Origin of the sequence: Salmonella enterica subsp. diarizonae (assembly GCF_008692785.1) — a bacterium.
In the GTDB taxonomy this organism is placed as follows: Bacteria; Pseudomonadota; Gammaproteobacteria; order Enterobacterales; family Enterobacteriaceae; genus Salmonella; species Salmonella diarizonae.
Genome location: NZ_VXJV01000009.1, coordinates 257,674 through 271,305, shown reverse-complemented (window position 1 = coordinate 271,305; position 13,632 = coordinate 257,674). Strand labels below are relative to the sequence as shown.

7 protein-coding genes and 1 pseudogene are annotated in these 13,632 nt (G+C 49.0%); 4 read left to right on the top strand and 4 right to left on the bottom strand.

Going from position 1 to position 13,632, the window contains the following annotated elements:
• Positions 1-127: pseudogene (locus F4V72_RS19540) on the top strand (cytochrome c biogenesis protein CcmH); the annotation flags it as partial.
• A gap of 43 nt (positions 128-170) precedes the next feature.
• On the opposite strand, the gene narP reads toward F4V72_RS19540, so the two are convergent.
• A complete protein-coding gene (gene narP / locus F4V72_RS19535) occupies positions 171-818 on the bottom strand; it encodes a nitrate/nitrite response regulator protein NarP (RefSeq protein WP_023248372.1) in 648 nt (215 codons plus the stop codon).
• 677 nt (positions 819-1,495) lie between these two features.
• On the opposite strand from narP, the gene F4V72_RS19530 reads away from it, so the two are divergent.
• The 3 genes from F4V72_RS19530 to F4V72_RS19520 all read left to right on the top strand — a co-directional run bounded on the left by F4V72_RS19530 (position 1,496) and on the right by F4V72_RS19520 (position 2,688).
• Positions 1,496-1,981: a glycoside hydrolase family protein gene (locus tag F4V72_RS19530; RefSeq protein WP_023248370.1), complete on the top strand. Its 486-nt coding sequence runs from the start codon at positions 1,496-1,498 to the stop codon at positions 1,979-1,981.
• 78 nt (positions 1,982-2,059) lie between these two features.
• The gene (locus F4V72_RS19525; RefSeq protein WP_023248369.1) at positions 2,060-2,380 is read left to right on the top strand and encodes a putative holin; all 321 of its coding nucleotides are present in this window, start codon (positions 2,060-2,062) and stop codon (positions 2,378-2,380) included.
• Between the two features lie 92 nt (positions 2,381-2,472).
• On the top strand, positions 2,473-2,688 hold the full coding sequence (locus F4V72_RS19520; protein ID WP_053528829.1) for a hypothetical protein: 216 nt from the start codon (positions 2,473-2,475) through the stop codon (positions 2,686-2,688).
• Positions 2,689-3,076: 388 nt separating this feature from the next.
• Here the strand turns inward: F4V72_RS19520 and F4V72_RS19515 are convergent, their stop codons facing one another.
• The 3 genes from F4V72_RS19515 to F4V72_RS24645 all read right to left on the bottom strand — a co-directional run bounded on the left by F4V72_RS19515 (position 3,077) and on the right by F4V72_RS24645 (position 13,583).
• The gene (locus F4V72_RS19515; RefSeq protein WP_223556035.1) at positions 3,077-6,004 is read right to left on the bottom strand and encodes an RHS repeat domain-containing protein; all 2,928 of its coding nucleotides are present in this window, start codon (positions 6,002-6,004) and stop codon (positions 3,077-3,079) included.
• A gap of 281 nt (positions 6,005-6,285) precedes the next feature.
• The gene (locus tag F4V72_RS19510; protein ID WP_136058174.1) at positions 6,286-9,165 is read right to left on the bottom strand and encodes an RHS repeat-associated core domain-containing protein; all 2,880 of its coding nucleotides are present in this window, start codon (positions 9,163-9,165) and stop codon (positions 6,286-6,288) included.
• Positions 9,162-13,583, bottom strand: a complete 4,422-nt coding sequence (locus F4V72_RS24645; RefSeq protein WP_275557385.1) for a SpvB/TcaC N-terminal domain-containing protein — start codon at positions 13,581-13,583, stop codon at positions 9,162-9,164. The genes F4V72_RS19510 and F4V72_RS24645 overlap by 4 nt, the downstream gene beginning before the upstream one ends.
• Between the last annotated feature and the right edge of the window lie 49 nt (positions 13,584-13,632).

Sequence of the window (13,632 nt, the reverse complement as noted above, 5' to 3'; positions counted from 1 at the left end):
TGAGCAGGGGCGTTCTGGCGAGGCGGTGGCGGCCTGGGAGATGATGCTGAAGTTACTGCCGGCCGGCGACGCCCGGCGGGCGGTGATTGAGCGCAGTATCCGCCAGGCGCTGGCGCAGGAGAAATAATGCCCTGACGGCCCGGTGGTGCCAGGCCATCGGGCATACTTTGTTACTGCATTCCGCGCGTTTGTAAAAACAGAATGGTCGCCGCGACGCGCGAGCGCACGTTAAGCTTGCGAAGCAGATTACGAATGTGCACCTTAACCGTCTGCTCAGAAATATTCAGCACTGACGCAATCTGTTTGTTAGAAAGCCCCTGCGCCAGCTCATGCAGGACATCTAACTCTCGTTCGGTCAGAATACTAAAGGGATCTTCCTGCACGCCAAACCGTTCGCGCTCACGCAGATATTCGCTAACCCGATCGCTAAAGACTTTACCGCCGTTAGCGCCTTTGCGAATGGCCTCCAGCAGTACCTCCGGATCGCTATCTTTGAGTAGATAGCCGTCGGCGCCGGCGTCGATCAGCGCGTAGATATCGCTGGCGGAATCCGAGACGGTAAGAATAATAATTTGCGCCGTCACGCCATCCCGGCGTAGCGCGTTCAGGGTATCTAACCCGCTCAGACCTTTCATATTCAGATCCAGTAGGATCAGATCGGGCTCAATGCGATTCGCCAGATCGATCGCGCTTGCCCCATCGCCCGCTTCGGCAACGACATGAAAAGCCGGGTCCAGTTCCAGTAATTGACGAATACCTCGCCGCATAAGTGGATGGTCGTCCACAATAAGCACCTGAAAAGGTGTTACTTCAGGCATGCTGTATCTCCTGAGTTTTATTAGAATGATTATTGTTTTCAGCGCGGAAATCGTCCAGATTCACCACATTGCCAAGAGCGTAAATTTTACCCTAATTAGTGCATGGGTTAGTAGTAAAACCTGTAAAGGGATAAATGACATGAATACCTGCTTGTCCGAGGAGCAGGCGCTTGCGCCGCCATCCGGCAAAAGGACTTCTGTTAAGTTAAATCATACGGCATTATTTTTAAATATTATTAATTTCAAATGATTAGTTATTTTCATGCAATTGATTGCAGTAGGTACAGGCGGAATTCACTACCTAATCATTGTTTTTAGATTTGAGCAGATTTGCGTAAAAAATGATAAAAACACTATATTTAACAAGCTATCATTATTGCATTCACGGAGAGTAGTAAAAGGTAATGGCACCGAATAATTTATACTTGATAAGTATTTTTAAATGATGTTACACAATGTAATAGCTTGGGAAATATTTTTATAAAAACAAATTTAATATTTTATTAAACTTGTTATCGCGAGATTGAATTAAAAAACAATCACGACTATAAACAGTGGATTGTGTAATTTTATATCCTGGTATAATCGATTCAATCGGTTTAATGTCTATCGCTATAAAATAATAGCGACACAGTAAACTATAAAAAGGTTATCTAAAATAATGTAAGGTTAGATAAATGTATAAAAATAGCGAAATTTTCTCATTGCTAAAAATGGAAGAGGGAGTTAGTCATAAACCTTATATTGATAGTCTCGGTTATCCTACTGTTGGCGTTGGATTTAAGCTTGGTCCACAAGGCGCTAGTCTGAAAAACTATACATTTTGTTTAACAGATAATGTCATCGAGGCCTGGCTTCAGGAAAATATTGATAGGGTTTACAGGAGTATGCAACGGAATGAGAAGATCAATCGGGCTTTGTTATACAGCAATTCAGTACGTGCAGATATCCTGATATCAATGGCATATCAGATGGGGGTGAATGGTCTTGCTGGTTTTAATAATATGCTCGTGGCGATAACTGGGCAGGATTGGAATAACGCAGCAGATGAAATGAGAAGGAGTATTTGGGCAAAACAGACACCGGAACGGGCTGAAAGACATGCTACAGTAATCGAAACAGGACAATGGGCACCGGTATATAATTTTGTTATTAACCAATAGATCCTTTCAGGATAATACGGTTTTTATAATTTATGTAAGCTCATAAGGATATTAACTTAAGAAGGTAAGGAGGAATGAATGTTCCAGTTACTTGGGCAAGATACAGTATGGATTATTCTTGGGGCAATTGCTGGAAGTACAGTATTTGTAGTGTCGGCGTCGGAGTATATACTATCTGTCCGCATTATCCTTTTTGTTGTATCAGTAATTATAGGTATTATATGCGCTGATTTGGTTGCGTTAGCATTAACGCATTTAATTGATAAACACTTCTCTGTGATGTTAATAATCCCTTCGTCCGTTGGGGCTGTTGTTGCCTCTACGCTTTCTATTCGTGTACTCGTTTTTTTAGGAAAACGGATAGTTGATTTACAAGCGGACAAGAGTAATCATATATAACTAATATTGCCCCTGAGCGCCGTAAACAGGATCTGATTTCACTTTCATTACCTCTTGCACTGGCAAAGGGCAAGCAGACAAAACAGGCAATAATGGCAAAAGTGAAAACCAAATATGGCCTGGATCATATTGAATGGCACGGTGGTACCTTCTTCAACCACGGCGTTAAAATCACGACCAGTAGCCCCGAGCAATTTGTGATAGCGCTGCCAGCCTGGCAGCGCAGCGGCGTCAATAACTATACACTGGACGGCATCGCTTCTCACCAGGCTGGATGCGTCAGCCACGAGCGCTATCGCAAGCGGTAATGCTCCGATTACCTTAACGACATATGTCGTCGATCAATATGGTAAAGCATCGCGGGAGGCGGTAATTGACTGGACGGCAGATAATGCGTGGGCAAATTATCTGTAGCTCAATCCTCTTCTGATACTTAGGGAAACGCGCAAATTCAGGTAATCAGCGCGGCGGTGATCACGACGATAAAGACGGCCCAGCATAATCAGGCGAAAGCGTTGCATTCTGAATCACTCCATTTTACAGCCGATCTCGTTTAGCGATTTATCCACTATTTATTGGGTGATAGTGAACGTGTTCCTTATTTTTTGTATGATGTCATGAGCGGCCAACCTGAAATGTTCAAAATTGGCCGTATGTTTTTATATAGACAATTAATACAGTAGGTATACTGTAATATTAAACCGTCAATTCCACAGGAACCAGTATCTGGGGCCTGAATAAGGTAGTAATTAATTGTTCAAACTGTGCTTCGCCCTTAACACCCAATAAAATTTTCCTGGATCTTTCCGAAATGGGCGCTGTTTTAATACTCCAGAGAATAGATAACGAAAGGCCCATATGAAGATCATCAATATGAAAAAGCGTATCTACGGCATTTTCTGCGACAACCTGCTTACTAAACGCTATCGCATCTTTACGCGCTATATCATCCCCACCCAGTAGGGTAACTAATCTATCTGATACTTTTCTCTCCTGGAATTTTAATGTATCGTTAAGAATCATATGCGCTTCAGCCATATAGGGACTTTTCTGTTTCGCCTTGTCTATCGATGTCACATGCGCGTTGCTGCCAAAGCGACTACTGTTCTTTTGCAGTTTAATCCCTTTAACCGAAAGGGCAAAGAAAGCGAACCCGGTATTAGCAAGTTGAACAACATCAGCTTTGGTGGTATGGGTTTTATCAAACACCATCTTTCTTTTTATTAACTCATCGCGGCTTAAAAAAGTCGTTTCTAATGTTTCAGGATTGGTTATCCAGGCATTGGTGTGATGCACCATCTGGAATTCAAGCTGCTTAAACCTTTGAAAAAAATCCAGTTGTTCCTGGCTTGCTTTCCCCAACCTTTTTTTCAGATTTTCGATGTTCCTGGCGCTGATGGCACGTACCTCATAAGTTGAGCCAGGTATACTTACTGCCGGACCATTGGGTTTCCTCTGCCAGAGTTTACCCGTTGCCATTTTTTTATAGACTCCGTTGACTTCCTTAAATTGCTTAGCAGAAAGTTTGGGCGTCTCAGCGCTACCTGATGCTGTCGGAGCGAGGCCTTCGGCATCCGCAAGTGTCAGTGGATTATTTCTCACCATCCGGTATAAATTCAGGCCGTCGATCTCCCGCCCCGGGTCGGCGGCTGTCCAGCGACATAGCCAGGGGGCGTAATAGCGGTAGCCGTAGTAATACAATCCGGTGCCGTCACGTTCTTTACCGGAGTAGCGAATCACTTTATAGCTGGCTTCCAGTTCGCTGCGTGCCGCCCACACCGCGGTACCGCCGAAAGGATAGTACTCTTCCCGGCTAATTTGCTGGCCATCAGCATCCAGTTCCAGCGATGCTGAGCCGATATTGTCGCAAAGGCTCCAGCGTAGCTGATTGTTATCAATGCCATCCGGTTTACCTGATTCCCAGTGCAATATCCGTATGCCGGCACGGCCTATTTGACCGGTTACGGCATGAAGTTCTTGCGATGTGTTTACTGAAATAACGTTGTTATCCTCTACTGACTCCTGCCAGCTTTGCCGTAGCTCAAGACCCGGCAGGTAGCGTACTTCATCTACGCTCCAAAGCTGCTGGCTGGCATTCGTCAGGGTGCGGGTCTGCTTACGCACGCGCCTGCTGCCGCTATACTGGTAAATTTCCCGATCATTCTGCGTCATATCCGTGGCGTCGCGGCACAGTAGCACTACCGTCTGCAGGTTATTGCTGCCGTCCCAGAGCATGTTATTACTGGATGAAGAGGCCGAAATCTGTAACTGCTTCAGGTTGCCATTGTTATCGAACCACTGGCTTACCTCATCTGAATCCTGCGCTCCACCGTCGTTCATTTGTACACTACGGTTTGATGTCGTCTCTGTTACCATCGTTCGCGTATAGTTTCCGGCCCCTGTGTGAGCCAGTGACTGCAAGTTGCCGCTGTCATCCCAGATCCAGGTGCGGGTGTAGTTTACATACTGACTGTTGTCCGTGGGGATAGGCGTCAGTGCGGCAGGTAAACTGCTGTAGGGTATTATTTTGTTCCCGGCGTTTTCCCGCCCCGTGGCTTCCAGCAACTGGTAGAGGGCGTCATAGCTGAATTCTTTCTGCCCGTCCGTGACCTGATTTTGGTAGTAGCGTGTTGCTACCAGGTTATCCGTAATCGAGGTGACATTTCCTGTATTGTCGTAACCATATACCAGTGACTGAAGTACTGTGTTATCAGCGCGCTGTGCTGCCAGTGTCGATAGCCATTGTGTTTCAGGCTCATAGCCGTATGCCGTGGTTACGCCGTTGCTTGTTTTCTCTTCTAAAACCTGACTCGCAGCACTCCAACTGATATGTTCAAGTAACGTCTGTTTAGTTTCACCAGCCAGTTTTATGGCCTGACTTGTTACTTTTCCGCTGACATCATAGCGCCAGCTTTGTTGGTGCCCCATGGCGTCGGTTCTGTTTAGCGTATTTGCGGAAGCATCTGCTTGTAGTGAAGTCACATAGATTTCCGAATCCAGAAGACGTTTTCTGCTAGTGTCGTCTGCGGGCCAGTTTGGCGCGATGTCACCTGACGCCAGGAATTGCTGCGATATTTGTAAGGTTGCTCCGCTCAACGCGACAGAATCGATGATTTGCAGGCCGCTGTCATCATACTGCCGTACAGGTAGCCCTTTCAGATTATCGCCCTCCAGACCTTTATCGCCATATTCAGTTATTCGGCTGACGCGTTTTTCCCCGCCTTTTTGCTGCTCCTTTGTCTGTACCGGTCGGCCCAGTTCATCGTAGGTTTGCTCTTGCGTGGTGCCCCGACCATCAGTGAACCACACCAGGCGAGCCGCGGCATCAAAAAGCGTGACCAACCATCCGCTGTCGGTACTCTCCCTTTTGATTACCTGCCCGGCAAGAGATGACATATTGCGCAAATTTGCCACCACACTCCGGTCATTTAGCCATGCTGAAAATAGCCTGGGATCACGTTTTTCTTCCACCGGGCTCTCATCAGCATGGTAGCTGTGGTCAACCAAAAGACGCCGTGGAACGGACGCTTTTTCACGGTTCCAGTTTAGTATACGTACAGTAAATCCCCGATTATCATTAACGCTGATAACCGGAGTGCCTGCAGCAACTGTTACAGTGCACATTATTTTCACTCCTCAGTAGTATTACGCTTGTTAGTTACGCATCCTGTCAGCGTAGCCAGATAAACATTGGAAATGATGCTAAATAAGGAGGTAACTGGTGCAATAACAGCACGCTGTATGGTATAGATGGAGAATGATGAATATCAGGCGAGTAAAAGTTAAAAATATTGAATTGATAATCACTTCAGTGGGAAATACAGAATGTAACGCATTGTGGTTAATGCCGAACATTATTTAAAAAGTCTCATTCCCGTAATGGGAATGAGACAAGACATGAAGACTCAGGCGGCTTTACTACACCCAGCGCCAGGATCTAATGCTCTCTGGCGAGGATTGGTAGAGTGAGCCAGTTTGGGCGGGGCGATCCGACTGAATAAATATTCTTTTTCATCTCTGTTGCAATAAATATTGGGTACCCGTACTGCATATCCGCCACTAAAGGTTTCGATATGTGGCCCGAACAATCCAGCAATATCCCGATTTTCCGATGTCGCGGTGAATTGACCAGGCCTAACGGATGGCAATGCCGTTGTTCCCCGATAGAGTTTTTTCTTTATTAATGTGGCGTGATTCTTAATATAGTCATCAAGAAGGTCGGCAAGTTCTGCGCCAGTCTTACCATCAAGTTCATATATGCCGTTCGCCACACCTTTATGTGCGTTTTGCTCGAAAATGTCATACCGATCTCTGGTTGCATTTGGATCTCTGTTTAGTTTTCTTATATGTCTAACAATTTTGTCTGCGTTCAATTTCTCTGTGGGAGAGGCGTTTTGTATCAAGGGGGATTGTGCAGCCCAAACATAGAGTATTGCTTTTTTCCCATTGTCGGCAGCCGCCTGAGCTGCTTTAGCTTTTGCTTCTTTACTTGCACTCATGGCTTTCTGTGAGGATGCAGGCGGAAGGACATATTTTGACTGTTCATACATGATGTGAAAAAGAACATTTATAATGGTTTCGCTTTTTAAGGAATATGTACTGGCGCGTGAATGGTTGGTGAGAACGAAGCGTTTCATAGCAGGGGAATTTTTTTCATATTTTCCACTTTTCAGCGCGCTTTCATATAAATGCTCAAATTCTGCGATTTCCTCCTTCGTCAACGCTAATTTAGGCATTAATCCGTCAACGTCCGTCAACGTGATCGGATTATTTCTCACCATGCGGTACAGATTCAGCCCGTCAATTTCCTGGCCCGGATCGGCTGCCGTCCAACGGCACAGCCAGGGAGCGTAATAGCGGTAGCCGTAGTAATACAATCCGGTACCGTCACGCTCTTTGCCAGAATAACGAATCACGTTATAATCGGTCTCCACCTCACTGCGTGTCGCCCACACCGCAGTACCGCCGAAGGGGTAGTACTCTTCGCGGCTGATAGTTTGCCCCTGCGCATCCAGCTCCAGCGCATAAATATTGTCGCTCAACTGCCAGCGTGCCTGGTCATTATCAATGCTGTCAGGTTTACCTGTTTTCCAGTGCAGCAGTCGGATACCGGCGCGCCCCGCCTGGGTGGTTATCACATGCAGTTCTTCAGTAACCGCCTGCGGCGTAATGGTGTCGCCGCTGACCGTCTCCTGCCAGTGACGTCGCAGTTCCAGACCGGGCAGGTAACGCACCTCATCAACAGTCCACCGATTATCTTCGGCTTTTGTCAGGCGGCGTGTCTGTTTGCGCATGCGTATCCCGGCGCTGTACTGGTAAATCTCCCGATCGCTCTGCTGGATGTCGCCGTTACGATCAAGTAGGTTGACCGTTTGTAGATGGTTACTGGCGTCCCAGATGAGTGGGTCAGAGGCAGTGGCAGACACCTGCAGATTGAGGAGGTTGCCATCAGGGTCGAACGCAGCATCAACGTCATCCGGCGTCAGCGTTCCGGTGTCGTTTTGCAACCTGCTGCGGTTGGACATATCACTTATCACCATTGTACGGGTAAAGCTTGCGGCGCCCTGGTGAGAGAGGGAGAGCAGATTACCGCTGTCATCATAGCGAAAGGAGCGGGTATAACCGATGGTTTGATTGCTGTCTATTGGGATAGAAGCGGGGAGAGCAGCATACGGGACGGCGGTATTACCGGCATTCTCGCGCCCGGTTGCCTCCAGCAATTGGTAGAGTGCGTCATAAGTGAACTCCCTTAATCCGTCGGTTTGCTGATTCTGAAAGTAGCGGGTCGCAATGGTGTTATCAGTAATTGAAATTAAATTACCAGTATTGTCGTAGCCGTAGACCAGATCCTGAAGCAGAGCGCTGTCGGCGCGTAGTGCGCTCATCGCCGAGAGACGCTGTGTTTCGGGCTCATAGCGGTAGGTTGTGGTCACGCCGTTACCCGTGGTTTCCTCCAGAACCTGGCTTGCGGCATTCCACATAATGTCCTCAAGCAGTGTCTGTTTTTTACCCTCTGAAAGTGTCGCATACTGGCTTTTTACATGGGAACTGACGTCATAACGCCAGCTCTGCTGATTCCCCATTGCATCGGTCTGGTTCAGGCTAATACCGCGCGCATCGGCAGATATTGTCGAAACATAAATCTTATCCTCCAGTAGCGCCTGTCTGTCGGCATCATCCTCCGGCCAGTCAGGCTGCGCTTGCGCAGATAAGAGGAACTGCTGCGTCTGGCAGAGAATTGCTCCGCTCAGCGCCATCGATTCGACAGTTTGCAGACCGCTATCATCCCAGCGCTGTACGCATAATCCGCGCAGGTTGTTTTTCTGCGCGTTAGCATCTGCAGAACAGGTATCCGTGTAGGCGTGACGCCAGCTTACCCGCAATGCCTCGCCTTTTAGCTGTTCGCTACCGCTCTGCGGGCGGCCCAGCGTATCGTAAACCTGAGCGTGTACGGCGTCCCGACCATCAATGGACCACACAGGGCGGCTGGCGGCATCAAAGCGCGTTACCTGCCAGCCGCTGTCAGTACTGGCGCGTTTCAGCGTCTGACCTGTCAACGATGCCATACAGTACAGGTTCGGCAACGCCGTATCGTCCTGTTGCCAGGCGGCGAAACGGCGAGGATCGCGCTGTACGGTGGCCCGGCTGGCCGTATCCAGCCGGGTGTGGTTAACCAGAAGCCGGCGCGGACTGTCTTTATCCTCGCGGTTCCAGTTAAGAGTACGAATGGTGATACCGAGGTTATCGCAGACGGCAATCACCGGCGTGGCGATTGCTAAAGTCATACGGGAATATTCTCCAGGCCCACCGTGTCGTTTTCATCTTCTGCGACCGTAAACCAGGCATAGTAGGTATTGCGGCGCAGATAGCCTTTAGCCGTAACCGTGCGAATATTGCGGCCCGTTGCATCGTAATAATGCGTGTCGCTATAGCCATTCGTACGCATAGCGGTATCGACAACGTAGTGCCAGTCATCAAGGAAAAAGGGTTGATAGTTGCGAACCGGCTGGCCTTTATTGTCATACTCAGTGCGTCCGGAAACGGCCCAGCGAGGGCTGGCATCGATCTCTGTTGTACTGATTTCTCCATCGCTTTCTCTGTGCCAGGCTTTCCCATCCGGAAAAAGGACACATTGCTGCAATGCCCGGCCAAAACCATCGCTGTAGCTCAGCGAAATACGGGTTTGTTGCAAGGGGGTCGTTGAGTCATCTGGATCAAGCGTTGCAGGATAGTTATCTGCGGTCAGGGTCACACTGTGGATGGGATTACGGGTTGCCTCAGCCAGTAAATTTGCCAGAGGATGTTGTGGATTTTTACGCGCCCAAAGATGACCTGATGAACGAATATGCCCGGTAAAGGTAATAAAGCGGTTCTGCAGCAGAGTCGACCAGCCATCAGCAGTGACACTGTTTGCCTGGTCAGCGGAAACGCACCCCATCCAACTGAACATATCAGTGACGTTGATGGCGGCCAGTTGCTGGAGATACCCCGCCGTTGTCGCCATCGCAATGGCTTGCTCAACGGTAAGCGAAGACGAGACAGGATAGTCTGCGATTTTTGCAAACCCTACCGCCTGACCACCGTTTTCTGTTCCATATACACTGGTTGCCAGCAGACGGCCGAGCGCATCCAGTTGACACTCCTGATAATTATTATTGATATCAGTGATGCGCCATGGGCTCAGGAAACGATAGTCGTATTCCATTTTGACGGTGTTACCCAGCACATCTTGTTGGCTAATTGGCACCAGATAATACGAGTCATACTGACAGGTTATAGCCCCGACGAGTCCGGTAGATTGCTGGCTTGCAACCGTTGAGAACTGGCTGGCATCGTTATAGAGCGTAAAGCTGTGCTCAACTGCCCAAAGGTCGGCTTCGGTTGTAAAGGAAAAGAGTGCCGGTGTCTTAACATAACCTAGCTTATCGAAACTGTATTCAGCAGGGATAGTTATCCCGTCATAGGCTTTAAGCGCTGTTTCATCCAATACCGCCGTGCGTTGATAGTGCACCAGCGCCGGCAAATCAGGGGGCGTCGACGTGTAGATAATTTCGTTTTGTTGGGCCAGATAGCGAGTTTGTCCGGCACTTAACAGGCCGTTATCTGCCCGAAGCGTTTCGTAACTGATACCGCCAGCGGGAACAGAATCGAATTGCAGTTGATTTACCCGTTGTTGAGAGGGAAGCCCCAATCGCCAGGTTTGTGAATTTTCCAGGTGAATAAAAGATGCCAGGCTCTCTACCAGCCGCAGTTTTTGCTGTTGGTCATCATAGGTATTTTCCCAGGCATCATCAGGCAAGTTGGCCGGGTAGGGTTGAAGGGCATGATAAGCGCGACGGGGGTACGCAACGCTAACTTGCCGGGTAACGCAACCATAGTCGTCAGCCTGAAGCGTCACCTGTTGTGAAACCTGTGGGTCGCCAACCAGACGTTCATAATGATGCGTTATTTGCTCCAGTGCGACGGGCAATACAACGGGCATCGCGCCATCCTGAACCAGACGAACCTGCATTCGCTGTTGTGTGGTGGTATAAGGAGAAGTGGCGACGCTACTGTTATCCAGTCCATAGGTTTCGCTGCGCAGCTCTGTTCCATTTAATGCACGGAACATCCACCAGCGCGTGGCTTCATCGGCGTTGTTCAACACCTGATCCTCTCCTGACTGCCAGGTTGTCAGAAGCGTGGCATTAAGCGCGATCTCTTCTGTATCACCGCGCCAGGGCGTGCCAAATAGTGTGTTTTCATCCTCTTCACGGCCACAATGAAACCAGGACTTTGTCAGGAGCGTTGCGGCGACAGGGGTATCGTCGCCAACCGGGAGCGCATCATCATTGGTATCTTCAGTTTCGACATAACCAAAACCACGGAATTCACGCTCTTTGCCATCATAAACCCCCTTACGATAACGGATGCTCTGGCTAAGCTGGTTGCCGGTAACTTCATCCTCTGTGGTTGTTTTAACCAGCAGATGCATAGCGAAAGGTAATACCGGCGTCGCCTGTGGGTTTTGCTGTTTTTCATCCAGCCATTCTTGCGCTGAACTGCGATAAAAGAGCGTGGTGTTGGCGCCAATATTGTTATTCGTGCCCGCCAGGAGCCAGGGTTTTTGTGCACAAAAAGCAAAATGCCAGTGCGCAGGGGTTGGCCAGGGAACAGTAAGAACCAGTTCAGCCATGCCATTACCCTGAATATCCGCCACAGTAAGCTGGCAAAGACGGTCATAAACGACGCCGTCAGGAAAAGCAATACTGGACCCGCAAACGAAACCATTACCGCCCTGATTCAACCAAACCGTCACCTGGTTATGCTGCACATAGATTAAATCAGGCGCGCCGGAACCATCGGTATCAGCCAACAACAAATTTTCAGGATTAAACTGTTCTTCACTGTCTAACGGCGATGGCAGGGACAACTGGACAGGCGAGCCGAAACGACCGCCGCCGAGATTAGGCCAGCAGGTAACGCTGTTATAACGGATGCGGCATAAGTGTGATTGCCCTGACCCCAGAATATCGGTAAAAAGCACCAATTCGCGGGCATCCCGCCCAGGGCCTGGCAGTTCAATATTTTCATCCTGATTAATATTCAGTCCTGCGCTGAACGCGCTGCCCTCATTAGCATACAGACGCACACTTTTTGGCCCGATCATCGCCAGATCGATAAGTCCGGACCCCATTAACTCTGTAAACTGAGCTTGTGGATGAAAAAACTCTTCAGGTAGGGCGCTGAACGGGGTAAAACGGCTCCAGCTTTTATCTGATTGTTGAGTAAAGAAACCTGCCATGCCTGGTGTTGCGACTACCCAGTCGAGCTGGCCGTTGCCGTCGATATCTATCAGGCGGGCGGCTGTGTTTTGCAAGGCCGGGATTTGCGGCAGGTTAACCCAGTCGGCATAGACAACCTCGTCTGTACCCGTTTTGCCCCGGCAAGGCGCGCGATAACGCCAGTCTTTGCCATTAAGCCACAGTATGCCCGGTACGCCTTCACCATAGAGGTCCACCAACTGATAAGGCGGGGAATCCAGGCCGGCAAGCGATGACATCTCTTGCCACTGGGTATCAGATATATCAGGTTGTGAATAACAAAGCTCTAATGGCGGGCATGAGAGTACCGAGCTGTCAGCGTCATAGGCAAGCGTTTGTGCCGATGTCAGTTGGCTGAGCACCGGCGTTTCGTTATATTCCAGTAATAAGCGTGAAACCAGGGCATTATCTTGTTTTAGTTCATCAGGGAAATGATGAAACATTAATACCTGATGACATAGACGATGTGTACGAATCTCAAACCCATACTCGTAGCGGGAAAACGCGTCCTGACGAGCAGGCCAACTTGTCGTCGTTGAGAAAGCAGGGGCCGAGCCGGGATCGAGTGACCGTTCGCCATAGTCGAAGATAAGCGTGAACAGCCATTTTGCGTCAGGTTTATCACTTTTCCAGAGATACAAATCAGCAGCGGGCGTTTGACAGCCATATTGTACGTTGGCGAGATAGCGTTGTGTGGAGCAATCTCGCTGATTATTTTTGTCTACCTGGTTGATATTGCTGTCATTTTCCGCTTGCCAGCAATAATAAATATGATCCCCTACGGGATTGACCGACTCTTCTACCAGCCACTCAGCAATATGTGCGGTATTATGCGGGTCGCTGATACGAGCTGATGCGGTTTTACCCAGCATATGCACATTACCCGCGCTTTCATGCAGTAACCAAAAATCATCCTCTGGGGCCTTACCTTGCCAGCGCTCCAGACGATGAAACGCGCCTTCTGTACGTGGCTGATAACGGGTAACCGTCCAGGTTTGAGATAGTTTCGTACTGCCATATTGTTGGCAGGTGGTGGGGTTAGGGGTCTTACTTGTACTAATGGTTTTGACCAGCACTTCGCCATCAGGGCCAAGAAATTCGTCGTTGTCGTTATACTGCGGTACGCCATGACTGGTTCGTCGACTAATGCGCAGCGTAGCGCACGCCCAGCCAATACCAAAAATACTATTTCCCGCAGAGCTGCTGTAAGTCAGTGACAATGAAGGTGTAAAACCGCGACCCGCGCTTACGGGAAGAGGTAATGTCATTGACGCCATGCCGTCAGGACCTGCCTGACCGAGCGCCTCTCCCATACCGCTTAAGGTGCCGCCTCCTTTTGGTAAGGAAGGGGGGGTTACCATAAGTGAGGCCGTGGATGAAGATGCATTTTCGTTTAACATTTTTTTGCTCCAGTCACCGGCCAGGTCTGGCCGGTGACTTTTCAAGGGA